Annotated in this window: 13 protein-coding genes, 10 tRNA genes, 3 rRNA genes and 1 pseudogene; 5 read left to right on the top strand and 22 right to left on the bottom strand. The window is 42.3% G+C overall.

Features of this window, described 5'->3' with window-relative positions; all coding sequences use genetic code 11:
• Positions 1 to 200: 200 nt before the first annotated feature.
• From M594_RS01170 to M594_RS01160, 3 genes are read left to right on the top strand one after another with little or no spacing between them, the layout of a single operon-like run.
• Entirely contained in the window at positions 201 to 1,190 is a 990-nt protein-coding gene (locus tag M594_RS01170) for a PTS sugar transporter subunit IIB (RefSeq protein WP_000021970.1), read from the top strand.
• A gap of 25 nt (positions 1,191 to 1,215) precedes the next feature.
• The gene (locus tag M594_RS01165) at positions 1,216 to 2,019 is read left to right on the top strand and encodes a PTS mannose/fructose/sorbose transporter subunit IIC (protein ID WP_049543673.1); all 804 of its coding nucleotides are present in this window, start codon (positions 1,216 to 1,218) and stop codon (positions 2,017 to 2,019) included.
• A 23-nt stretch (positions 2,020 to 2,042) separates the two neighbouring features.
• Positions 2,043 to 2,954: a PTS system mannose/fructose/sorbose family transporter subunit IID gene (locus tag M594_RS01160; RefSeq protein ID WP_033676082.1), complete on the top strand. Its 912-nt coding sequence runs from the start codon at positions 2,043 to 2,045 to the stop codon at positions 2,952 to 2,954.
• A gap of 55 nt (positions 2,955 to 3,009) precedes the next feature.
• Here M594_RS01160 and pepC read toward each other — a convergent pair whose 3' ends face one another.
• The 9 genes from pepC to M594_RS01115 all read right to left on the bottom strand — a co-directional run bounded on the left by pepC (position 3,010) and on the right by M594_RS01115 (position 16,410).
• The gene (pepC, locus tag M594_RS01155; protein ID WP_173875750.1) at positions 3,010 to 4,344 is read right to left on the bottom strand and encodes an aminopeptidase C; all 1,335 of its coding nucleotides are present in this window, start codon (positions 4,342 to 4,344) and stop codon (positions 3,010 to 3,012) included.
• A 111-nt stretch (positions 4,345 to 4,455) separates the two neighbouring features.
• Positions 4,456 to 5,178 (bottom strand): pseudouridine synthase, encoded by a 723-nt coding sequence (locus tag M594_RS01150; protein WP_173875749.1) that lies wholly within the window; start codon positions 5,176 to 5,178, stop codon positions 4,456 to 4,458.
• Between the two features lie 269 nt (positions 5,179 to 5,447).
• The gene (locus M594_RS01145; protein ID WP_000901572.1) at positions 5,448 to 5,678 is read right to left on the bottom strand and encodes a GlsB/YeaQ/YmgE family stress response membrane protein; all 231 of its coding nucleotides are present in this window, start codon (positions 5,676 to 5,678) and stop codon (positions 5,448 to 5,450) included.
• 9 nt (positions 5,679 to 5,687) lie between these two features.
• The gene (locus tag M594_RS01140) at positions 5,688 to 6,929 is read right to left on the bottom strand and encodes an aminopeptidase (protein WP_173875748.1); all 1,242 of its coding nucleotides are present in this window, start codon (positions 6,927 to 6,929) and stop codon (positions 5,688 to 5,690) included.
• Positions 6,930 to 7,156: 227 nt separating this feature from the next.
• Positions 7,157 to 9,034: a DUF262 domain-containing protein gene (locus M594_RS01135; RefSeq protein WP_173875747.1), complete on the bottom strand. Its 1,878-nt coding sequence runs from the start codon at positions 9,032 to 9,034 to the stop codon at positions 7,157 to 7,159.
• The gene (locus M594_RS01130) at positions 9,028 to 10,341 is read right to left on the bottom strand and encodes a DUF262 domain-containing protein (protein WP_173875746.1); all 1,314 of its coding nucleotides are present in this window, start codon (positions 10,339 to 10,341) and stop codon (positions 9,028 to 9,030) included. The genes M594_RS01135 and M594_RS01130 overlap by 7 nt, the downstream gene beginning before the upstream one ends.
• A gap of 7 nt (positions 10,342 to 10,348) precedes the next feature.
• On the bottom strand, positions 10,349 to 11,299 hold the full coding sequence (locus M594_RS01125) for a helix-turn-helix transcriptional regulator (protein ID WP_173875745.1): 951 nt from the start codon (positions 11,297 to 11,299) through the stop codon (positions 10,349 to 10,351).
• 107 nt (positions 11,300 to 11,406) lie between these two features.
• Positions 11,407 to 11,931, bottom strand: a complete 525-nt coding sequence (locus tag M594_RS01120; RefSeq protein ID WP_020902437.1) for a DnaA ATPase domain-containing protein — start codon at positions 11,929 to 11,931, stop codon at positions 11,407 to 11,409.
• Between the two features lie 87 nt (positions 11,932 to 12,018).
• Positions 12,019 to 16,410 (bottom strand): PolC-type DNA polymerase III, encoded by a 4,392-nt coding sequence (locus M594_RS01115; RefSeq protein WP_173875744.1) that lies wholly within the window; start codon positions 16,408 to 16,410, stop codon positions 12,019 to 12,021.
• A gap of 217 nt (positions 16,411 to 16,627) precedes the next feature.
• Between M594_RS01115 and M594_RS01110 the strand changes: the two genes are divergently transcribed.
• Positions 16,628 to 16,813, top strand: a complete 186-nt coding sequence (locus M594_RS01110) for a hypothetical protein (RefSeq protein ID WP_173875743.1) — start codon at positions 16,628 to 16,630, stop codon at positions 16,811 to 16,813.
• 61 nt (positions 16,814 to 16,874) lie between these two features.
• Positions 16,875 to 18,139: pseudogene (locus tag M594_RS01105) on the top strand (ISL3 family transposase).
• Between the two features lie 42 nt (positions 18,140 to 18,181).
• Here M594_RS01105 and M594_RS01100 read toward each other — a convergent pair.
• From M594_RS01100 to M594_RS01040, 13 genes are all read right to left on the bottom strand, one after another.
• A tRNA-Pro gene (locus M594_RS01100) sits at positions 18,182 to 18,255 on the bottom strand.
• A 15-nt stretch (positions 18,256 to 18,270) separates the two neighbouring features.
• Positions 18,271 to 18,344 (bottom strand) — tRNA-Arg (locus tag M594_RS01095).
• An 11-nt stretch (positions 18,345 to 18,355) separates the two neighbouring features.
• Positions 18,356 to 18,441 (bottom strand) — tRNA-Leu (locus tag M594_RS01090).
• A gap of 7 nt (positions 18,442 to 18,448) precedes the next feature.
• Positions 18,449 to 18,520 (bottom strand) — tRNA-Gly (locus tag M594_RS01085).
• Positions 18,521 to 18,542: 22 nt separating this feature from the next.
• Positions 18,543 to 18,615 (bottom strand) — tRNA-Thr (locus M594_RS01080).
• An 18-nt stretch (positions 18,616 to 18,633) separates the two neighbouring features.
• A tRNA-Leu gene (locus M594_RS01075) sits at positions 18,634 to 18,715 on the bottom strand.
• 5 nt (positions 18,716 to 18,720) lie between these two features.
• Positions 18,721 to 18,793, bottom strand: a tRNA-Lys gene (locus tag M594_RS01070).
• A 23-nt stretch (positions 18,794 to 18,816) separates the two neighbouring features.
• A tRNA-Asp gene (locus M594_RS01065) sits at positions 18,817 to 18,889 on the bottom strand.
• Positions 18,890 to 18,891: 2 nt separating this feature from the next.
• Positions 18,892 to 18,964: transfer RNA gene (locus M594_RS01060), tRNA-Val, on the bottom strand.
• Positions 18,965 to 18,968: 4 nt separating this feature from the next.
• Positions 18,969 to 19,084: ribosomal RNA gene (gene rrf, locus M594_RS01055) — 5S ribosomal RNA — on the bottom strand.
• A gap of 76 nt (positions 19,085 to 19,160) precedes the next feature.
• Positions 19,161 to 22,062: ribosomal RNA gene (locus M594_RS01050) — 23S ribosomal RNA — on the bottom strand.
• Between the two features lie 124 nt (positions 22,063 to 22,186).
• Positions 22,187 to 22,259: transfer RNA gene (locus tag M594_RS01045), tRNA-Ala, on the bottom strand.
• Between the two features lie 51 nt (positions 22,260 to 22,310).
• Positions 22,311 to 23,856: ribosomal RNA gene (locus tag M594_RS01040) — 16S ribosomal RNA — on the bottom strand.
• The 16S, 23S and 5S rRNA genes sit together here with 10 tRNA genes alongside, the layout of an rRNA operon.
• Positions 23,857 to 24,036 lie beyond the last annotated feature (180 nt).

Below are 24,036 nucleotides of genomic sequence, written 5' to 3'. Positions count from 1 at the left end.
TCCAACTTTTTTATATTAAATTTTTTAATAAGGATTCAAAAAAACTTCTCTAAAACTCAATATATCAATATTTTCAGATGTAATCTTTTTAATTATTTTATGATAAATAGTTGATTTTTAGATGAAAACGGTTTATACTTAAAAAGTCTTAAAGTTTTCTTAAAAGAAAACTGAAACAACAAAAAGGAGGAATGACAATAATGAGTATCGGAATCATTATTGCGAGCCACGGCGAATTTGCTGCGGGTATTCATCAGTCAGGATCTATGATCTTTGGTGAACAAGAAAAGGTTCAAGTTGTAACCTTTATGCCAAACGAAGGTCCTGACGATCTATACGCTAAGTTTAATAACGCTGTTGCTGCATTTGACGCAGAAGATGAGGTTCTAGTTTTGGCTGACCTTTGGAGTGGATCTCCATTTAACCAAGCTAGCCGCGTGATGGGAGAAAATCCTGAGCGTAAGTTTGCCATCATCACAGGACTGAACTTACCGATGTTAATTCAAGCCTACACAGAGCGCCTCATGGACGCTGCTGCAGGTGTAGAAAAAGTCGCTGCGAATATTATTAAAGAAGCCAAAGATGGCATCAAAGCTCTTCCAGAAGAGCTAAACCCAGTTGAGGAAGTAGCAAGCGCTGCAGCTGCTCCAGTTGCCCAAGCTGCTATCCCAGAAGGAACTGTCATCGGAGACGGTAAACTCAAAATCAACCTTGCCCGTCTAGACACTCGTTTACTTCACGGTCAGGTTGCAACTGCTTGGACTCCAGATTCAAAAGCAGACCGTATCATCGTTGCTTCAGATAACGTAGCTAAAGACGAATTACGTAAAGAATTGATTAAACAAGCAGCTCCAGGTAAAGTGAAAGCAAACGTTGTTCCTATCCAAAAACTAATCGACGTTGCAAAAGATCCTCGCTTCGGAGAAACACATGCCCTTATCTTGTTTGAAACACCTCAAGATGCTCTTCGTGCTATCGAAGGTGGCGTGCCAATCAAAACTCTTAATGTTGGATCAATGGCTCACTCAACTGGTAAAACAATGGTTAACAACGTTTTGTCTATGGATAAAGAAGACGTTGCTACATTTGAAAAAATGCGTGACCTCGGTGTTGAATTTGACGTACGTAAAGTACCAAACGACACGAAAAAAGATTTGTTTGACTTGATCAACAAAGCAAACGTGCAATAATCGATTTTATGAAAGGATTTTAAAGATGTCTATTATTTCTATGGTTTTAGTAGTCGTTGTAGCCTTCCTAGCAGGTCTTGAAGGTATCCTCGACCAGTTCCAATTCCATCAACCAATCGTAGCTTGTACCCTTATCGGTCTTGTTACTGGTAACCTTGAAGCAGGGATTATCCTTGGTGGTTCTCTTCAAATGATCGCCCTTGGTTGGGCTAACATCGGAGCTGCCGTAGCTCCTGACGCTGCTCTTGCTTCTGTTGCTGCTGCCATTATCATGGTTCTTGGTGGCGACTTTACTAAGACAGGTATCGGTGTTGCCCAAGCGGTTGCTATCCCTCTTGCAGTTGCTGGTCTATTCTTGACTATGATTGTCCGTACACTCTCTGTCGGATTGGTTCACACTGCTGATGCTTCTGCTAAAAAAGGTGACTTCAAAGCAGTTGAACGTGCTCACTTTGTCGCACTTCTTCTTCAAGGTCTTCGTATTGCAGTCCCTGCAGCACTCCTTCTAATGGTACCAACTGAAACAGTACAAAGCATTCTAAATACTATGCCTGATTGGCTCAAAGATGGTATGGCTATCGGTGGTGGTATGGTCGTTGCCGTTGGTTACGCTATGGTTATCAACATGATGGCAACTCGTGAAGTATGGCCATTCTTCGCTATTGGTTTCGTGCTTGCTGCCGTGTCAGATATTACTCTAATCGGATTTGGTGCTATCGGTGTTGCTATCGCTCTTATCTACCTTCACCTTTCTAAAACTGGTGGAAATGGTGGCGGAGGAGCCGCAACTTCTAACGACCCAATCGGCGATATCCTAGAAGACTACTAAAATAAGAAAGGACTGAAAACATCATGACTGAAAAACTTCAATTAACTAAATCAGATCGTAAAAAAGTTTGGTGGCGTTCAACTTTCTTACAAGGTTCTTGGAACTATGAACGTATGCAAAACTTGGGTTGGGCTTACTCATTAATTCCAGCTCTTAAAAAACTCTACACTAAAAAAGAAGATCAAATCGCTGCTCTTGAACGCCATCTTGAGTTCTTCAACACTCACCCATACGTAGCCGCTCCAATCATGGGGGTTACTCTTGCACTTGAAGAAGAACGTGCTAACGGTGTTGAAATTGATGACGCTGCTATCCAAGGGGTTAAAATCGGTATGATGGGACCTCTTGCTGGTATCGGTGACCCAGTATTCTGGTTTACAGTACGCCCAATCCTTGGATCACTCGGTGCTTCACTTGCCCTTACTGGTAATATCTTAGGTCCAATCCTCTTCTTCGTTCTTTGGAACTTGATTCGTATGTCATTCTTGTGGTATACACAAGAGATTGGATACAAGGCTGGATCAGAAATCACTAAAGATATGTCTGGCGGTATCCTTCAAGACATCACTAAAGGAGCTTCTATCCTTGGTATGTTCATTCTTGCTGTCCTTGTTCAACGTTGGGTAAATATTAAATTTGCTTTCGATGTTGCCAAAGTTCAACTAGATGAAAAAGCTTATATCCATTGGGATAAATTGCCAGAAGGATCTAAAGGTATCCAAGAAGCATTCGCACAAGTAGGACAAGGATTGTCTCAAACACCTGAAAAAGTTACTACTTTCCAACAAAACTTGGATATGTTGATCCCTGGACTATCAGGACTACTCCTTACTTTCCTTTGCATGTACTTACTTAAGAAAAAAGTATCTCCAATCACTATTATCCTTGCACTCTTCGCAGTGGGTATTGTGGCACATGTTCTTCACATCATGTAATCAAGCAACTTAAAAGGAATCAGGTTCTAAAATCTGATTCCTTTTTTCTATACTTTTATTCAGCCAAGGCTCCCATTGGATCCCATGGTGCAAGAACAATTGGTTCTGCTTCATAGGCAGCTTGTTCTTCGGCTGTTAACAATTCTTTGCGGACAACAATCTGGTAAGTGTATTCGTCCATCCAAGCATCTGAGGCAACGAAGTAACCATCTGTACCGACCTTGTCTCCCCATGAGTTTTCAACCTTCCACTTAGTTGATTTCCCATTTTCATCCAAGTCCACACCTGTCAAGACCATGGCGTGGGTCATCAAGCTCTCGCTGTAGTCCAAACGTCCAGCCTTGTCTTGAGTGAGTTTAATGTCCATGCTTGATTCAAAGTCATAAACATCTGTCGCAAGGATTCCAGCTTTGCGGTTGCTGAGCTGACCGACATCAGAACCAAACCAAACAGTCTCACCTGCTTGCATTTGAGCAATCGCCAATTCTTTCAAGCGCTCCATCGGCACGTTGATGTAGCGAACTGCACGGCTACCAACCACATTCCCCAACATCTCAACTGTGTAAGATTTTCCGTAAGGTTTGTCAGCAGTTGGAGCATTGATAACAGAAACGTAGTCTTCTAAAGGAAGATTGACATATTTCTTGTAAAATTCCTGTGGTGTAATGCCCTTTTCGCTTTGGTAGTTGTTGTCTTTATCGCGATAAGCAAAGTCAAATTTTCGTGGTGGAAGCCCCAATGACATAGCAAGGAAATTAAAGATTTCTTGCAAGAGGTCTTCTTTCTTAGCTTGAACAGTCGCTTGATCTGCACCAGAAACAAGCAAGTCACGCAAGATTTGAGCATCTTGACGAAGCAATTTGTTGAGAATGGCATTTAGCTCACGACTGCTACTAGATGAAACTGACTCAGGGTAAACTGACTTAGGCACGACACCATATTTTTCAAAAAGAGATACCACCATATCCCATTGACCACCATCTTGTTGAGGTGTCTGAAGTAGGAATTTAACCTTACGGCTCGTCAATTCTTGGTCTGCAGTCGCAATGACTTGCTCCAAGAACCAGTTTGATTTCTCATACTTGTCCCAGAAGAAAGTGTGGGCTTGTGACAACTCAAAGTTTTCCAATTTATATTGAGAGATGAGTTTGTGGCGGAAGGTGTTAAGGGCTGCGAACATCCAGCAACGACCAGATGCTTTCTGGTTGGTTACCTTGTCCTTGGTCAAATCCAATGAAAAAACAGGTGTATTGTCTACATGACTTTGGCGACGTTCTAGAGCTGCAAAAATTCCATTATGGCTGGCAGCATTTTCAATCGCTTGGTATTTGACATTTGCTTCATAGTTGGCAAATAGTTTATCAGTAAATGATTCTTGAATCGCGTTCATAGATTCCTCCTTTTATTCTACAGTCTATTATAACTCTTTTCACAAAGGAAGCAACTGAAAAACATAAAAGGCAAGGACATTCTACCTCACCTTTTTCGAATATAAACCAATTTAAGCGATACTAGCAAGGAGAACCTCTAATTCTTCCTTGGTCAAGCGACGCCATTCTCCTCGCTGCAAGTTCTCATCCAATACTAGCGTTCCCATAGTCAAACGTTGCAAGTCTACTACTTCCTTGCCACAGTAGCCCACCATACGCTTGACCTGATGAAACTTCCCTTCTGCAATGGTCACACGGATTTGGCTTTGATTCTTTTCTGGATCTATGGACACAAGCTCCAGTTTAGCAGGCTGACAAGTAAAGTCTTTAAGAGGAATTCCCTTGGCAAATGTCTCCACGTCTTCTTGAGTCATAATTCCCTTGACCTGAGCCTGATAAGTCTTGTCCACATGACGCTTAGGTGAAAGAAGAGCATGAGCCAGCTGACCATCATTGGTCAAGAGTAAAAGACCATGCGTGTCAATATCCAAGCGTCCTACTGGGAAAACTTCCTTGCTCCGAGCAATATCATCCAGCAAGTCCAGAACGGTTCTGTGCTTAGGATCCTCAGTCGCTGAGATAACTCCTTGGGGCTTGTTCATCATGTAGTAGACAAACTCTTCATACTCCAACACTTGCCCATCAAAGCGAATCTCATCTATTTTTTCATCAATCTGCAATTTAGCTGATTTTTCTTTTTTACCATTTACAGTCACGCGCCCAGCCTTGAGCAAGTTTTTGACCTCAGTCCGGCTCCCCACAGCGCAGGCAACTAAAAATTTATCTAATCTCATAGAACTATTATATCATACTCAAAAGGAGGCTGGTACAATGACCAACCTCCTTTTTGTTTCATACTCTTCAAAAATCTCTTCAAACCGCGTCAACGTCGCCTTGCCGTATGTATGGTTACTGACTTCGTCAGTTCTATCTGCAACCTCAAAACAGTGTTTTGAGCTGGCTTCGTCAGTTCTATCTGCAACCTCAAAGCAGTGCTTTGAGCAACCTGCGGCTAGTTTCCTAGTTTGCTCTTTGATTTTCATTGAGTATCAGATTTAAGAAATTAACTCCCTCGTCTCCAGAAAATCGCTAAGACAATCATGGAACCTAGTACTGCCGGAATAATGGCAGTTCCTGCTATTATCGGTCCCCAAGTCCCAAAAAGCAAATGGCCTATAAAGGCACCAATCCATCCGAGAAACATTTTTCCAAAACACCCCATTCGCTCTCCACGATTGGTCAGAGTACCTGCTAAAAATCCCACTAGGAGACCAACGAACATACTTCCTAACATATTATCTCCTTAATTTGCCCAATCTCCGTTACGGAAGAGTGGTACACGTGTCCCATCCTCACGGATACCATCGATATCCATTTGGTTAGAACCAATCATAAAGTCCACGTGAACATCTGAACGGTTAAGCCCCGCAGCTTCAAGCTCCTCTTCGCTCATCTCCGCTCCACCAACTACGCTAGTCGCATAGGCTGCACCGATAGCCAAGTGATTTGACGCATTCTCATCGAAAAGGGTATTAAAGAAGGTAATGCCTGACTGAGAAATTGGGCTTGGATCTGGTACCAAGGCACATTCACCCAAGGCACGCGCACCCGCATTTTCAAAGACAAGGTCTTTCATGACTTGATCGCCTTTTTCTGCAGTGATATCCACAATTTGTCCATCCTTGAAGGTTACTTTAATTCCCTCGATGATATTTCCATTATAGCTAAGCGGTTTTGTAGAAGTGACATAACCATCTGCACGACGGAAGTCAGGCGCTGTGAAGACTTCTTCTGTCGGCATATTTGGCAAGAATCCTTCGCCCTGTGCATTGATAGCACCAGCTGATTCCCAAACGTGGTTCTTTGGTAAACCAAGTGTCAAATCTGTCCCTGGCGCTGTGTAGTGAAGGGCTGAAAATTGTTCTTTATTGAGCATATCAGCTTTACTCTTAAGGATAGCTGCATGCTCTTCCCAAGCCTTAACAGGATTTTCTTCGTAGACACGGCAAGTTTTGAAGATTTGGTCCCAAAGGAGATCGACTGCTTCTTCGTCGCTCGCAGCATTTGGAAAGACTTTCTTAGCCCACTCAAGTCCAGCAGCGGCTGCCACAGTCCAGCTAACCTTGTTGGATTGCGTTGCGATGCGCATTGGCTTCATAGCAAGTCCCATAGCTTTAGCAGAAGCTGATAGCTTGTCAGCATCCACTCCGTTCAAGGCACCTGGATCAGATGAACGAACTCCGAGACGGCTAGCCTTGTTCTCCAAGAGATAGTTCATCTCAGCAATCTTGTATTCTGGCACATTGTCCAGACGCTCCATCGGTGCGTGGAGGAATTTCTCACGGTTAATGACATCATCTGTCCACTGAACGATCACCTCATGTGCACCCAAAGCATAAGCTTCTTTCACAATCAAATGCGCCAACTCGCGTTGCTCCACATCAATAGAAAGAGCCAAAGTGTGACCAGCCTGCACGTTGATTCCGTTCGCAACCAGTAATTTCGCATATTTTTCTAGATTTTCTTTAAAATTTGGTAAAACCATGTTGTTTTCTCTTTTCTATTTTATTTTTCTTTCAAAGCAGAGAATAATCCTGCTAAAGCAATAGCACCTGACAAGAGTGCTGTCGATAGAAGTATTGTCTGGTCAGCAAGTTCTAGCTGATAGTCAAAAACTTTTTGAGCTGGTTTGTCTTTTACAAAATCCTTCCCTTACTAGTATATCACATATATTGGTATTTTAAAAAACAAGCTTACTGAAGCTTGTTTTAATTAGCTATTACAAAAATTTTGTACATATCTTTCCACTTCTTTTTCCATAGATTGAATCTCACCAATATCCCATCTATTTTTTTTAGAAGTTACCTTTGCCATCATCTGTAATTTTAAACTCTGACGATGGAATATCCCTTCTCTTTCCCATTGTTCTAATTTAGCCTCTGGATAGGAGTTGCCAAACCTGGAGTTCTGACTATCGGTAATGATACAAAGATTACCAAAGGAATGTAAAAACTCAGAAGATAATTGGCTCTCTCCATCATGTCCATTTGGATTCTGAGGATACCAATGCTCTATGGAGCGACGATATGCAAATTTGAAATCTCCAAACTCAATATCGTAATCTTTCTTCAATTCTTCACGATTTTTCCATAAAACATAATCTACAAAGTTAAAAGCGTAAACAGGAATTGCCCCATATTTTTTGATACTTTTATCTTCGGTAAACAATCTTTCCTCAGCATATCTCACTGCCATTTTTTCAAGAAATTCCTTAAAATAATCACCAAATTCTTGATTATTTAGTTCTTCAATATGTCTGAATAGAAATTGTAAGATCTCGAATAACCAACGACTATCACGATTAGCAGTAAAGGTCACAGCAAACATGGATTGAAGGAGGATAATATTTTTGTTTAAATTGTCAAAAGTATTGTTTTGATAATTAATTCGAACATATTTCCATCCTCCATTTTCATTTCGTTGATATGTCTCATACTTACCTCGTTTGATTTGCCATTCGGTTTCATTTTCTAATTGGACATTTTTTACGATAAGCGTATCAAATATATGCTTCATAGTCAGAAGTAGTTGCCCAAATTGTTGGACCCATTCTCTATCTCGTCGTTCAATTTCAAAAATTTTCAATAATTTTTTATCATCAAATGTAGTTTCATCATTTCCTTCCATTATGAAAAAAACTTGAAGCAAAAATGTTGGAAAATCAATTACAGTCGTATAATTTGAAATATCTGCTCCATTATTTACTAAGCTACTACTTTCATATTTTGTCTGAGTAATTGCATCTAGTAAACTTCGTTGCTCAATTTTTTTTACTCTTATTTTCTCAAATACACTTTCCAATTTGAAGTTAGTAAATTCTTTACCAAAAATTTTCTCCCCCTCTTCATCAGTATTGTTTGGTCTACTTCGGATTTGAAAAGTTTTTATTACCGGCTTATTAAATTCTGCACAGGCGTCCCAAATTCTTGCAAACTTTTGCGCCATTTCTTGATCTGTACCGAACTTAGCCATCATTTGCGCCTTAAGAATCTCATGAGCCTCTAGTTGTTCTCCTCGAGAGTTGAAACGTTCGAAATAAAGATTCAAATCTAAATCCTCAGGAAGTATACTCCGAAAAATGATGACATTCTCAAAAAGATAATCAACGAAAGACTGAGGATCAAGACGGCGCTCCTCTAGCACTTTTTTCAATGCGTCTTTAGCATATCTGTAACCTCTAGTCAGCTCATTTTCATCGTCCTCTGAAATTTCTTGCTTGGCAAATAAATCTTTAATATTTTTATTTGATTTCTGCCTAGCTGGGAAGGTAAGATTGACAGCTTTCAATCTATCAAAACCAAACTCATGCTTCAAAGCTAAGGCAATCAAATTAAGGGCTGTTGTCCGTTGTTGCCCATCTATGATTTTGAAAATGCCATTCTCTTTATTAACGACTAATGTTCCAATATAGTAATTGTCTCTATTTTTATAGTAATTGTCTCTATTTTCTTGAAAAGCATCCGCCACATCGTTCAACAATTGTTCAATTTCATCATAAGTCCAAGCAAAATTTCTCTGATATAGAGGAATAGCATAGGTATCTTCATTTAATAAACGATTAACTGATAAGCTTATATGTGTTTCTACCATTTACCTTTTTCCTCTTCTATAATCTTGTCCACAGTATAATTTTCAAATAATTCTCTATCTATCTTAATCATGAAATCATTCGGAGTGACAGCATGAGATAAAAGTTGAAATAGCTTTTGAGCCTCTTTTTGTCTAAACCTTCCACCAGCAACATAGTTTCCTACCGTCGCATCATATATTGCTTTAGACTTAACTCGAGGGTAATAAGACCAAATAAACAAGGTTTCTACTATCTCCGTTGATAGCTCATCTTTTCCAAATCTCTCTGCAAAAAGTGAGCAAATATTTAGGAATATATTGTAACACTTGAGGTAGCGCCCCTTTGAGCTATTGTAAATGTTCAACATACCTTTTGGGTAAACTAGATTTTTTCCTTCCCCTTCAGGTTCATCAGAAAATCCTAACTCTTCATTTAAAAAATCTTTATGCTCTTTAATAGTTACATGAGCAGATTCAATATACTCAAAAAATTTACTTCCATCAATGATTGGCATAGTAATGGACATGGGGAGATTTTCAATATGACGATACAATTCTAGATATGGAAAGTTCTGATTCAAATCAACGCCTTTAAAATCGTCAATAAAATCCTCTGTAAAACGCAGATAAGATCCATAACGCTTGTTTGTCAATCCTGTCTCTCCTCGAGACCAACGTCTCATACGGAAAAGATGTTTATCAAACAACTCTTTGAGACTTAAATCTTTATCTTCTACAAATTGCTCCCACTTTTCAACAATCTTTTCATCTTCTGAATCTTCCTTGCGAAGATGATAGGCTTTGAGCAAATCATGAGGTTCTAAAGATTTTCCACGATTATTCTGAGAATCAAATAACTGAAAGGCTTCAGATAATCGTTTCTGTGGCATAGTAATCACGGAGACAGAACAATTTTCCAATAAAAAATTGCAAATATCTTTTGCCTGATTTTCGCCAACCAATTGAGTCAAATTTTCCCACTCATTATAATTTTCACTCGCATGATAGCAAGATAGCTCTCCAAATACAGCAGCACTCAGCAGTTGCTTAGCACCCTTATAATTCTCTAATCTATCTAATAAATGAAGAAACAATGAAATAGAAATTAGCCGTTGCTGTCCATCGACAATATCTAAGTATCTATCATTTTTATGCAAGATAACGGAACCAATCTGATATTCCTTTTTCCCCATAGCATCTCGTAAATCATAAAAAAGATTACGGATATGTTTTCTGTTCCATTTATATGGTCTTTGATAAGAAGGAATCCGCAAACCCTCTTCTTTCAATAGTTCTCCAACCTTTTTAGAAGTAAATTGAATAGTCATTTTATCCTCATCTATATTTATCTATCATCTCTTGAACTGTTTGCTTCATATCCTCTACTAAAATCCGAGGATATAAAACAGTAACTGCTTCCCCTTGTCCCAGCAACCAGCGTTTAAGCCCCGGTGTATGCTGACTTTCAAACTGAAAATGAGTCCAGTTGCCATTTTTCCCAACTATTTTTGCATTTGGAAATTGATCCATCACAATCGTCGGATCGTACAAATACTCGATTTCAATACTGATTTTCTTCCCGATAAAAGCATCTACTCTCTCGTTACGAATGTCACCATCTCTAAATTTATTTCGATAAGAAATAGAGGGTTTCTCTATATCACTAAGAGACCATGACCGGATGCGGTCTACTCTTAAAGTAATATAAGTAGCATGTTTCAGCTGGTAGACAACTAGATAGAAATAATGACTATCATAATAAAGAGAGACTGGCAAAACAGTCTGCCTCTTAGAAGACTCAGAATAAGGTTTTTGATAGATAATGTCTAGAACCTGTTCATGTAAAATAGCTTCTGATAAATTCCAAATTTTCTCTATTCTATTTTGTTGATCCGTTAAGGGAGCATAGTTAAGCTTTTCACTTCCAATAATCTGCTCGATTTCTTTCCGATCATCACGGGGAACTAAGTTCAGTAAATTATTTAGTAAGCTAGCAATTTCTGGTCTGTTCAGTGCTCGATTTTCCAATAAAATCTTTGAAATAACTAGAATATCCTTTTTATTAAAAACTGACTTACTAGATAAACAATACTTATTCGTTTTACGGTTATAAAGCAAATCTCCACTATAACTGGTGTGACTATATAAAATATCACGGAGTAGCGAAAAATCTCTCTGTATCGTCTTTTCACTAACCTCAAATTCCTGAGCCAGTTGCTTTTTTCCTAACGGAGTCCCAAACTGTAAACGTAAAAAAATCGTTAGCAGTCTCTCTTGATCATTCATTTGCAGTCCTTCTACATATTATTCAAACAATACTATTTCCAGTACATTATTATCACTTCTATAGTCTAACTAGCACTTTATATTCAAAACGATTAAAGCAAAATAAACTAGCCCTTAGATGATTTCAACTGTACCACTATGCCAGATTCGAAGAACTCAACTACGGATTCAGGCATATTTTTTAAGTCTTCGGGTAAGCAGTCTGAATATACAATGAAGAGTTTGTTTCTTTTCTTACTCTCTTTGAATTGCTGCATCCAGTATTCCTGTACCCTTTGATCAGCTTCTCCCAAAAATTGAACTCCCTCCAGAAAAATCAAGTCATACTCTGTATACCCCATTTGCAGTTTTATCCATTGACTATGTTTAGAAAAAATCAAATTATCTCTCACTCGATAATATACAAGTGATGCTATTGGAGTAGCAGGTTTTATTTTAGTTAACGTATAATAAATCAAATGCCATCTGTCAGTCTCTGAAATACCGCGAATGTAAATACATTGAGAATCTTCTTTTAAGTCTATTTGTGGGAATCCGGTCCAATCACTCCCATCATCTTTCAAGCCTTTTTCAAAATTATAAATCTCCTCTTCAATTGACACATTAGAATTTAAAATTTCTTGATCCACCATATTATACTCTCTTTTCTATTATTTTTAAGAGAATTATAACAAATCAAGTGGACATATTTTGTCCACTTGATCAAAATAAGCAATTTTTTAAAACAATTCATCAAACAAACTCAACTGGTTATCCTCTGGCATATTGCCGAGAATGCCCATTTCATCCATCTTTTCAACCAAAGTTGATGAGAGTCCACCACGCTTACGCAATTCTGTTTTAGAAAGAAATTCTCCCTCTTCACGCGCTCGAACTAACTGCTTGGCAACGTTCTCTCCCAGACCATCCATAGCAACAAATGGTGGAATCAGTGTATCTCCGTCAATGATGAATTCAGTCGCATCACTACGGTAGAGGTCTAACTTCCCAAACTTGAAACCACGTTCCCACATTTCATTGACAATCTCAAGAGTTGTATAAAGATCAATCTCCACATTAGAAGCCTCATTGTTCTTCCGTTTTTCAGAGATTTCTTCCATTCTGCGCTTGATAGCATCCAAGCCCGCCCCCATGGTCTTGATATCAAATGCCTTAGCACGGATTGAGAAGTAAGCACAGTAGTAATAAATAGGGTGGTGAACCTTGAAGTAAGCTACACGCAAGGCCATCATAACGTAGGCTGCCGCATGGGCTTTCGGGAACATGTACTTAATTTTCCCACAGGACTCGATATACCACTCTGGCACCTTATTAGCCTTCATGGCTTCGATATAGCCATTTCTCTCCTCTTCTGAAATCTTGAGCCACAAGCCCTTACGTACCCGTTCCATAATGGTAAAGGCCATCTTAGGCTCGAGGCCAGCATGCATGAGGTAAACCATGATGTCGTCTCGACAACCGATAACGGTTGATAGGTCAGCAATCCCTTGCTTAATCAAATCTTGGGCATTGCCCAGCCAAACGTCGGTACCGTGGGACAACCCTGACAACTGAAGCAATTCTGCAAAAGTCGTCGGATGCGTCTCGTCTACCATTCCACGTACAAAGTTGGTTCCAAATTCTGGAATCCCCAACATCCCTGTAGGCGTTCCAATTTGTTCAGGTGTTACCCCAAGCACATCAGTCCCAGAAAAAAGGGCCATCACGCCTTCGTCATCCATAGGGATTTCATTAGGGTCAATCCCAGACAAGTCCTGGAGTTTTCGAATCATAGTCGGATCATCATGTCCCAGTATATCGAGTTTGAGGACGTTCTCATCGATATCGTGGAAGTTAAAGTGAGTAGTCTGCCATTCAGCCGTTACGTCGTCTGCTGGATATTGGATCGGCGTAAAATCATAGACCTCCATATAGTTAGGAATAACTACGATTCCCCCTGGGTGCTGACCTGTCGTACGTTTGACACCCGCAGCTCCCTGGGCTAGACGTTCCACCTCTGCAGCACGATAAATTTTCCCATAATCTCGCTCGTAACCCTTGACAAATCCATAGGCTATCTTAGCTTTCACCGTACCAACCGTTCCTGCACGGAAGGCATATTCCTCACCAAAGATATCACGCACATCCAAGTGAGCACTAGGCTGATCTTCTCCCGAGAAGTTCAAGTCAATATCAGGAACCTTGTCTCCATCAAAACCAAGGAAGGTCTCAAAAGGAATATCTTGTCCGTTTTTGCTGAGTTTGTGGCCACATTTAGGACAGTCCTTATTGGGCATATCAAAACCTGAACCGTAAGAACCATCAGTGATAAACTCACTGTACTGACACTGACCACAGACATAGTGTGGAGAGAGAGGATTAACCTCTGTAATCCCAATCATGGTCGCAACGAAACTGGACCCAACAGACCCACGAGAACCAACCAAGTAGCCCCGTTCATTAGAACGTTGCACTAGCATCTGGGAAGCCAGATAAATCACAGCAAATCCATTCCCCAGAATAGAGGTTAGTTCTTTTTCAATCCGCAAATCGACAATATCTGGTAGCGGATTTCCATAAATCTCAAAAGCTTTCTTATAGGTCAACTCAGCAACCGTCTCTTCAGCCTTGTCGATGAAAGGCGTGTACAAATCACCTTTTACAACCTCAACGGGTTCAAAGATTTCTGCCAAGGCATTGGTGTTTTCAATAACCAACTTGCGTGCTAAATCCTCGCCCAAGAAGGCAAATTCATCCAACATCTCATTGGTTGTTCGAAAATGAGCCTTGGGAAGAGGAGCTGGTTGGGCATGTTCCCCATGACCGATGGTTCGGTTAATCATAGCCCCCTGGCCCAAACTACGGACAATAATTTCACGGTAAATCTCTTCTTCCAGTTCGATATAGTGAACATTTCCCGTAGCCAGAACAGGTTTGCCAAGACGGTCCCCAACCTCTATCAAACTCTTGATAATGGTCTGGAGCTCCTCCATATCCTTGACCTGCTCCTTGGCAATTAATGGCGCATAAATAGCCGGTGGCATAACCTCGATAAAGTCATAATACTTGGCCACCTCAACCGCCGCATCCACACCTTGGGAAACGACTGCATCAAAAACTTCACCCTCAGAGCAAGCTGAACCTAAAATCAAGCCCTCCCGATGGGCATCTAGAACCGTTCTTGGAATCCGTGGCACCCCTTCAAAGTACTTGGTATTGGATAAAGAAACCAGTTTAAAGATATTTTTTAGCCCTACTTGATTCTTGACATAAATTGTCGCATGTTTAATCCGAGCTTTTTTATAAGAATCTGGGCTAATCAAATCAATGTTGAGTCTAGCTAAATCGGTCACACCATGTTTTTCTGCTACCTCTTTGATAAAGATGAAAAGCAGGCGACCTGTAGCTTCCGCATCGTAATTGGCCATGTGGTGATGTTCTAAAGCCACACCAAAACGCTTGGTCAAAGGCCCCAAACCATGACGCTTATACTCAGGATAGAGGTTTCGAGCAAACTCTAGCGTATCAATCACTGGCTGGCTAATCTTAGGCAGACCATGACGCTCATAGTTGGCATTCATAAATCCAACGTCAAAGGTGGCATTGTGGGCAACTAGGACCGTGTCCTTGCAAAACTCTTGAAATTCTTGCAGAACTTGTTCCAGTGGTTTGGCATTTTTGACATGATCATCTGTAATTCCAGTCAACTCAGTAGTAAAAGCTGACAAAGGATGTCCAGGATTGATAAATTCATCAAATTCAGCAATGACATTCCCCTTGTACATCTTAGAGGCCGCAACCTGAATCAAGTCATTATAGATAGCTGAAAGACCTGTCGTTTCCACGTCAAAAACCACGTAGGTCGCTTCCGACAAGTCCATCTCCACTTCGTTGTAGACGATAGGGACACGATCCTCCACGATATTGGCTTCCATACCATAGATCAGCTGGATTCCTGCTTTCTTAGCCGCCTTATAGCCGTGTGGGAAGGACTGAACATTTCCATGGTCCGTGATGGCAACCGCCTTGTGTCCCCACTTAGCAGCTGTCGCAACGATCTCTTCTACCTCGGGTAGTGCATCCATGGTCGACATGTTAGTATGAGCATGAAACTCAACCCGGCGCTCACCTTCTGGCATCAAATCCTTCCGCTCATAGTGAACAACTTCCTGCACGTCTTGCACGTTCATAGTCAAATCACGTGTGAAGTTATTCATCTCCACATTCCCACGAACTCGGAGCCAAGAATTTTTCTTGATTAGGTCAAATTTCTGAGCCTCTTCCTCATTCTTAACCCACTTTTGCATCGAAAAACTTGAAGTGTAGTCCGTCATTTTAAAGTTGATCAAAACACGCCCTGTTCTGGTCACTTTTTGCTCCACATCAAAAACAACCCCTTCAAAGACCAGACGATTTTCCTCCGTCGTCACTTCGATCATAGGAGTAATCTCCGCCTTATCTAGCTTTGGCTTAGCCGCAGCCTTTTTGGCTTGAAAATCAAAGGCTGGCTTCTCTTCCGCTGGAGGAGGTGCCAGCTGTTCCAGTTGTTCCATCGCACGGAGCGCTTCCTCATTGGCCGCTTGAACAATCTGCTCATTTTCAGCATGAAAGGCCTCTTCCTGCTCTTGGGTCAGCACATCATTCTTCTCGACTTGACAATTAAAAGTTGGAAAGCCAAATTTTTCAAGTTGTTTAGCTAAATTAGGAAGGTGATTTTTCTTAAAGTGTTCCTTATCAATCGCCTCGGAACCCTCAATAAAGAGTTGATTTCCATCAGCACGAACTTGCAAATTCTGATAAAGAGATTTAAAACCTTGACTAGTACATGGGCCTTCAGAGAAAGCCTCCCTATAGTAGGACTGCAAGAGCTGATTTGAAAATTCTTGAGACCGAGCCTTGATTTCGAAAACAGCTTTATTGCCTGTCTTAGAAAATTCTTCGCTCAAACCTTTCTTTAATTCTAAAAAGATTTCAATCGGTAAAATATTAGAAAATACGAAATGAAACTCCCATACCTTACTAATTTTATGAACTACAACTCGCTCAATATCAGCCTGTGATAAAGCAGGAGCCTGTCGCATTTCAGCAGGCATCCCCAGTTGATTCATCAAAATTTCAAAACTGTTTGACATTCATTTCCCTCACATTATTCTTCTACTATTTTACCATATTTAGAAAAAATATATAGCTAGTATCTTACCTTAAAGACTGCTACTTTTAACAAATGACTCTATAATATTTGTAGTAGATAAATCCCCTATGGATATTATGGAGCTTATTTTGGTGTAGAAAAAAGTCCCATAAAATCTATAATGAAAAGCGACAAAACAACTCATTAGAAAGATTCATATGGAACTATTACATTTTATCACGAAACTGCTTGACATTGAAGATACTGATATCAAAATTATCAATGTTATTAATAGGGTTACACACAAGGAAATCATCGCCAAACTGGAAGCAACCAATAATGGTTCTATAATATTTGTAGTGGGTAAATCCCCTATGGATATTATGGAGCCTATTTTTGTGTAGAAAAAAAGTCCCATAAAATCTATAATGAAAAGCGACTAAACAACTCATTAGAAAGAATCATATGGAACAATTACATTTTACCACAAAACTACTAGATATTAAAGACCCCAATATCCAGTTTCTAGACATCATCAATATGTATACACACAAGGAAATCATAGCTAAACTGGACTATGACGCCCCATCTTGTCCTGAGTGTGGTGGAAGTCAAATGAAGAAATACGACTTTCAAAAACCTTCTAAAATTCCTTACCTTGAAACAACTGGTATGCCTACTAGAATTCTCCTTAAAAAACGCCGTTTTAAGTGCTATCAGTGCTCAAAAATGGCTATCGCTGAGACTCCTATAGTAAAGAAAAATCATCAAATCCATCGTATCATCAACCAAAAAATTGCGCAAAAGCTGATTGAAAAGACTTCTTTGACCGATATTGCTCATCAGCTTTCCATTTCAACTTCAACTGTCATTCGCAAGCTCAACTCAATGACTTCCGTTTTAAGCATGATTTTTCTTGTCTTCCTGAGATTATGTCCTGGGATGAGTCTGCCTTCACTAAGGGAAAGATGAGTTTCATTGCTCAAGATTTTGACAATCTCAACATTATCACTGTTCTTGAGGGCAGAACACAAGCTATTATCCGAAATCAATTTCTTAAATATGATAGGGCAGTTCGATGTCGAGTGAAAATCATTACTATGGATATGTTTACCCCTTACTATGACTTGGCTAAACAGATTTTTCCGTGTGCTAAAATCGTTCTAGATCGTTTCCATATTGTACAACATTTAAGCCGTGCTATGAGTCGTGTGCGTGTCCAATTCATGAATCAGTTTGAACGAAAATCTCATGAATACAAGGCTATCAAGCGATACTGGAAACCCATCCAACAGGATAGTCGTAAACTCAGCGATAAACGTTTTTATCGCCCTACTTTTCGTATGAACTTGACCAATAAAGAGATTTTAGACAAGCTTTTGAGCTATTCAGAAGACTTGAAACACCACTACAATGTCTATCAGCTATTACTCTTTCACTTTCAGAACAAGGAGCCAGATAAATTTTTCGGACTCATTGAGGACAATCTTAAGCCGGTTCATCCTCTTTTTCATACTGTTTTTAAAACATTTCTAAAGGACAAAGAAAAAATTGTCAACGCCCTTCAACTACCCTATTCTAACGCAAAATTGGAGGCCACTAATAATCTCATCAAACTCATCAAGCGCAATGCCTTTGGATTTCGAAACTTTGAAAACTTCAAAAAACGGATTTTTATTGCTCTGAACATCAAAAAAGAAAGGACGAAATTCGTCCTTTCTCGATCTTAGCTTTTCTTCACCCCACTACAGTTGATAAAAAGCTACAATTAATCGGGAAGACAGGATTCGAACCTGCGACACCTTGGTCCCAAACCAAGTACTCTACCAAGCTGAGCTACTTCCCGAGTTAAAAAGAAAAATGCACCCTAGAGGAGTCGAACCTCTAACCGCCTGATTCGTAGTCAGGTACTCTATCCAGTTGAGCTAAGGGTGCTCATTATATTATGCCGAGGACCGGAATCGAACCGGTACGATCGTTACCAATCGCAGGATTTTAAGTCCTGTGCGTCTGCCAGTTCCGCCACCCCGGCCTCTCTAAGCGAACGACGGGATTCGAACCCGCGACCCCCACCTTGGCAAGGTGGTGTTCTACCACTGAACTACGTTCGCACTGTTTTCTTCTATCTAAAAATGCCGGCTACATGACTTGAACACGCGACCCTCTGATTACAAATCAGATGCTCTACCAACTGAGCTAAGCCGGCTCATTTATTATATCTTAATGCGGGTTAAGGGACTTGAACCCCCACGCCGTTAAGCGCCAGATCCTAAATCTGGTGCGTCTGCCAATTCCGCCAAACCCGCATATATGACCCGTACTGGGCTCGAACCAGTGACCCATTGATTAAAAGTCAATTGCTCTACCAACTGAGCTAACGAGTCTAAAATAACTTACATTATTCTAACGGTCCCGACGGGAATCGAACCCGCGATCTTCGCCGTGACAGGGCGACGTGATAACCGCTACACTACGGGACCTATGGGAGTTAACGGGATCGAACCGCTGACCCTCTGCTTGTAAGGCAGATGCTCTCCCAGCTGAGCTAAACTCCCTAGAGCTAAGCGACTTCCATATCTCACAGGGGGCAACCCCCAACTACTTCCGGCGTTCTAGGGCTTAACTTCTGTGTTCGGCATGGGTACAGGTGTATCTCCTAGGCTATCGTCACTTAACTCTGAGTAATACCTACTCAAAATTGAATATCTATTCAAATCAAGAAAACCGTTCGCTTTCATATTCTCAGTTACTTTGGATAAGTCCTCGAGCTATTAGTATTAGTCCGCTACATGTGTCGCCACACTTCCACTTCTAACCTATCTACCTGATCATCTCTCAGGGCTCTTACTGATATAAAATCATGGGAAATCTCATCTTGAGGTGGGTTTCACACTTAGATGCTTTCAGCGTTTATCCCTTCCCTACATAGCTACCCAGCGATGCCTTTGGCAAGACAACTGGTACACCAGCGGTAAGTCCACTCTGGTCCTCTCGTACTAGGAGCAGATCCTCTCAAATTTCCTACGCCCGCGACGGATAGGGACCGAACTGTCTCACGACGTTCTGAACCCAGCTCGCGTGCCGCTTTAATGGGCGAACAGCCCAACCCTTGGGACCGACTACAGCCCCAGGATGCGACGAGCCGACATCGAGGTGCCAAACCTCCCCGTCGATGTGAACTCTTGGGGGAGATAAGCCTGTTATCCCCAGGGTAGCTTTTATCCGTTGAGCGATGGCCCTTCCATACGGAACCACCGGATCACTAAGCCCGACTTTCGTCCCTGCTCGAGTTGTAGCTCTCGCAGTCAAGCTCCCTTATACCTTTACACTCTGCGAATGATTTCCAACCATTCTGAGGGAACCTTTGGGCGCCTCCGTTACCTTTTAGGAGGCGACCGCCCCAGTCAAACTGCCCGTCAGACACTGTCTCCGATAGGGATCACCTATCCGGGTTAGAGTGGCCATAACACAAGGGTAGTATCCCAACAACGTCTCCTTCGAAACTGGCGTCCCGATCTCATAGACTCCTACCTATCCTGTACATGTGGTACAGACACTCAATATCAAACTGCAGTAAAGCTCCATGGGGTCTTTCCGTCCTGTCGCGGGTAACCTGCATCTTCACAGGTACTAAAATTTCACCGAGTCTCTCGTTGAGACAGTGCCCAAATCATTACGCCTTTCGTGCGGGTCGGAACTTACCCGACAAGGAATTTCGCTACCTTAGGACCGTTATAGTTACGGCCGCCGTTTACTGGGGCTTCAATTCATACCTTTGCTTACGCTAAGCACTCCTCTTAACCTTCCAGCACCGGGCAGGCGTCACCCCCTATACATCATCTTACGATTTAGCAGAGAGCTGTGTTTTTGATAAACAGTTGCTTGGGCCTATTCACTGCGGCTGACTTAAAGTCAGCACCCCTTCTCCCGAAGTTACGGGGTCATTTTGCCGAGTTCCTTAACGAGAGTTCTCTCGCTCACCTGAGGCTACTCGCCTCGACTACCTGTGTCGGTTTGCGGTACGGGTAGAGTATGTTTAAATGCTAGAAGCTTTTCTTGGCAGTGTGACGTCACTAACTTCGCTACTAAACTTCGCTCCCCATCACAGCTCAATGTTACAGATATAAGCATTTGACTCATATCACACCTCACTGCTTAGACAGACACTTCCAATCGTCTGCTTTAGTTAGCCTACTGCGTCCCTCCATCACTACATACTCTAGTACAGGAATATCAACCTGTTGTCCATCGGATACACCTTTCGGTCTCTCCTTAGGTCCCGACTAACCCAGGGCGGACGAGCCTTCCCCTGGAAACCTTAGTCTTACGGTGGACAGGATTCTCACCTGTCTTTCGCTACTCATACCGGCATTCTCACTTCTATGCGTTCCAGCACTCCTCACGGTACACCTTCATCACACATAGAACGCTCTCCTACCATACCTATAAAGGTATCCACAGCTTCGGTAAATTGTTTTAGCCCCGGTACATTTTCGGCGCAGGGTCACTCGACTAGTGAGCTATTACGCACTCTTTGAATGAATAGCTGCTTCTAAGCTAACATCCTAGTTGTCTGTGCAACCCCACATCCTTTTCCACTTAACAATTATTTTGGGACCTTAGCTGGTGGTCTGGGCTGTTTCCCTTTCGACTACGGATCTTAGCACTCGCAGTCTGACTGCCGACCATAATTCATTGGCATTCGGAGTTTATCTGAGATTGGTAATCCGGGATGGACCCCTCACCCAAACAGTGCTCTACCTCCAAGAATCTCTAATGTCGACGCTAGCCCTAAAGCTATTTCGGAGAGAACCAGCTATCTCCAAGTTCGTTTGGAATTTCTCCGCTACCCACAAGTCATCCAAGCACTTTTCAACGTGCCCTGGTTCGGTCCTCCAGTGCGTCTTACCGCACCTTCAACCTGCTCATGGGTAGGTCACATGGTTTCGGGTCTACGTCATGATACTAAGGCGCCCTATTCAGACTCGGTTTCCCTACGGCTCCGTCTCTTCAACTTAACCTCGCATCATAACGTAACTCGCCGGTTCATTCTACAAAAGGCACGCTCTCACCCATTAACGGGCTCGAACTTGTTGTAGGCACACGGTTTCAGGTTCTATTTCACTCCCCTCCCGGGGTGCTTTTCACCTTTCCCTCACGGTACTGGTTCACTATCGGTCACTAGGGAGTATTTAGGGTTGGGAGATGGTCCTCCCAGATTCCGACGGGATTTCACGTGTCCCGCCGTACTCAGGATACTGCTAGGTACAAAGACTATTTTAAATACGAGGCTATTACTCTCTTTGGCTGATCTTCCCAAATCATTCTTCTATAATCTTTGAGTCCACATTGCAGTCCTACAACCCCGAAGAGTAAACTCTTCGGTTTGCCCTTCTGCCATTTCGCTCGCCGCTACTAAGGCAATCGCTTTTGCTTTCTCTTCCTGCAGCTACTTAGATGTTTCAGTTCACTGCGTCTTCCTCCTCACATCCTTAACAGATGCGGGTAACAGGTAGTACCTGTTGGGTTCCCCCATTCGGAAATCCCTGGATCATCGCTTACTTACAGCTACCCAAGGCATATCGTCGTTTGTCACGTCCTTCTTCGGCTCCTAGTGCCAAGGCATCCACCGTGCGCCCTTATTAACTTAACCTTATTTTCTGACCTTTCAGTCATAAACTCTTATTAATACTACAGCGTTTTCGGTTTATTTTCTTGTTACTATTTGATATAGATATTCAATTTTCAATGTGCATTACTTGGTGATCTCTCACCAATGGAGCCTAGCGGGATCGAACCGCTGACCTCCTGCGTGCAAAGCAGGCGCTCTCCCAGCTGAGCTAAGGCCCCACAAGACCTCTCAAGACTAAACAAGACCAATGCGCAGTTCCTTATCCTTAGAAAGGAGGTGATCCAGCCGCACCTTCCGATACGGCTACCTTGTTACGACTTCACCCCAATCATCTATCCCACCTTAGGCGGCTGGCTCCTTACGGTTACCTCACCGACTTCGGGTGTTACAAACTCTCGTGGTGTGACGGGCGGTGTGTACAAGGCCCGGGAACGTATTCACCGCGGCGTGCTGATCCGCGATTACTAGCGATTCCGACTTCATGTAGGCGAGTTGCAGCCTACAATCCGAACTGAGACTGGCTTTAAGAGATTAGCTTGCCGTCACCGGCTTGCGACTCGTTGTACCAGCCATTGTAGCACGTGTGTAGCCCAGGTCATAAGGGGCATGATGATTTGACGTCATCCCCACCTTCCTCCGGTTTATTACCGGCAGTCTCGCTAGAGTGCCCAACTGAATGATGGCAACTAACAATAGGGGTTGCGCTCGTTGCGGGACTTAACCCAACATCTCACGACACGAGCTGACGACAACCATGCACCACCTGTCACCTCTGTCCCGAAGGAAAACTCTATCTCTAGAGCGGTCAGAGGGATGTCAAGACCTGGTAAGGTTCTTCGCGTTGCTTCGAATTAAACCACATGCTCCACCGCTTGTGCGGGCCCCCGTCAATTCCTTTGAGTTTCAACCTTGCGGTCGTACTCCCCAGGCGGAGTGCTTAATGCGTTAGCTACGGCACTAAACCCCGGAAAGGGTCTAACACCTAGCACTCATCGTTTACGGCGTGGACTACCAGGGTATCTAATCCTGTTTGCTCCCCACGCTTTCGAGCCTCAGCGTCAGTTACAAGCCAGAGAGCCGCTTTCGCCACCGGTGTTCCTCCATATATCTACGCATTTCACCGCTACACATGGAATTCCACTCTCCCCTCTTGCACTCAAGTTAAACAGTTTCCAAAGCGTACTATGGTTAAGCCACAGCCTTTAACTTCAGACTTATCTAACCGCCTGCGCTCGCTTTACGCCCAATAAATCCGGACAACGCTCGGGACCTACGTATTACCGCGGCTGCTGGCACGTAGTTAGCCGTCCCTTTCTGGTAAGATACCGTCACAGTGTGAACTTTCCACTCTCACACTCGTTCTTCTCTTACAACAGAGCTTTACGATCCGAAAACCTTCTTCACTCACGCGGCGTTGCTCGGTCAGACTTTCGTCCATTGCCGAAGATTCCCTACTGCTGCCTCCCGTAGGAGTCTGGGCCGTGTCTCAGTCCCAGTGTGGCCGATCACCCTCTCAGGTCGGCTATGTATCGTCGCCTTGGTGAGCCGTTACCCCACCAACTAGCTAATACAACGCAGGTCCATCTGGTAGTGATGCAATTGCACCTTTTAAGCAAATGTCATGCAACATCTACTCTTATGCGGTATTAGCTATCGTTTCCAATAGTTATCCCCCGCTACCAGACAGGTTACCTACGCGTTACTCACCCGTTCGCAACTCATCCAGAAGAGCAAGCTCCTCCTTCAGCGTTCTACTTGCATGTATTAGGCACGCCGCCAGCGTTCGTCCTGAGCCAGGATCAAACTCTCATTAAAAGTTTGAGTTCTCACTCATTTCTGTCACTGACAGATTTATTGTTTTTTTCATTGTTCAGTACTACAACAATTGTTGTAGTGCCCTGCACATTGGTTCGTCTTGTTCAGTTTTCAAAGGTCTTTGTCACTTGCTTCTCTCAAGTGACAACTATATTAGTATACCACAGTCGCTTTCGCTTG

Source organism: Streptococcus mitis, assembly GCF_013305725.1.
Classification (GTDB): domain Bacteria; phylum Bacillota; class Bacilli; order Lactobacillales; family Streptococcaceae; genus Streptococcus; species Streptococcus mitis_BO.
The sequence above is the reverse complement of the archived record's forward strand: the minus strand, read 5'-3'. Positions and strand labels throughout refer to the sequence as shown.

Excerpts from the sequence above, each read along its gene's own strand:
- M594_RS01170 (WP_000021970.1), top strand. The coding sequence starts at position 201 with ATGAGTATCGGAATCATTATTGCGAGCCACGGCGAATTTGCTGCGGGT.
- M594_RS01165 (WP_049543673.1), top strand. The coding sequence starts at position 1,216 with ATGTCTATTATTTCTATGGTTTTAGTAGTCGTTGTAGCCTTCCTAGCA.
- M594_RS01160 (WP_033676082.1), top strand. The coding sequence starts at position 2,043 with ATGACTGAAAAACTTCAATTAACTAAATCAGATCGTAAAAAAGTTTGG.
- pepC (WP_173875750.1), bottom strand. The coding sequence starts at position 4,344 with ATGAACGCGATTCAAGAATCATTTACTGATAAACTATTTGCCAACTAT.
- M594_RS01150 (WP_173875749.1), bottom strand. The coding sequence starts at position 5,178 with ATGAGATTAGATAAATTTTTAGTTGCCTGCGCTGTGGGGAGCCGGACT.
- M594_RS01145 (WP_000901572.1), bottom strand. The coding sequence starts at position 5,678 with ATGTTAGGAAGTATGTTCGTTGGTCTCCTAGTGGGATTTTTAGCAGGT.
- M594_RS01140 (WP_173875748.1), bottom strand. The coding sequence starts at position 6,929 with ATGGTTTTACCAAATTTTAAAGAAAATCTAGAAAAATATGCGAAATTA.
- M594_RS01135 (WP_173875747.1), bottom strand. The coding sequence starts at position 9,034 with ATGGTAGAAACACATATAAGCTTATCAGTTAATCGTTTATTAAATGAA.
- M594_RS01130 (WP_173875746.1), bottom strand. The coding sequence starts at position 10,341 with ATGACTATTCAATTTACTTCTAAAAAGGTTGGAGAACTATTGAAAGAA.
- M594_RS01125 (WP_173875745.1), bottom strand. The coding sequence starts at position 11,299 with ATGAATGATCAAGAGAGACTGCTAACGATTTTTTTACGTTTACAGTTT.
- M594_RS01120 (WP_020902437.1), bottom strand. The coding sequence starts at position 11,931 with ATGGTGGATCAAGAAATTTTAAATTCTAATGTGTCAATTGAAGAGGAG.
- M594_RS01115 (WP_173875744.1), bottom strand. The coding sequence starts at position 16,410 with ATGTCAAACAGTTTTGAAATTTTGATGAATCAACTGGGGATGCCTGCT.
- M594_RS01110 (WP_173875743.1), top strand. The coding sequence starts at position 16,628 with ATGGAACTATTACATTTTATCACGAAACTGCTTGACATTGAAGATACT.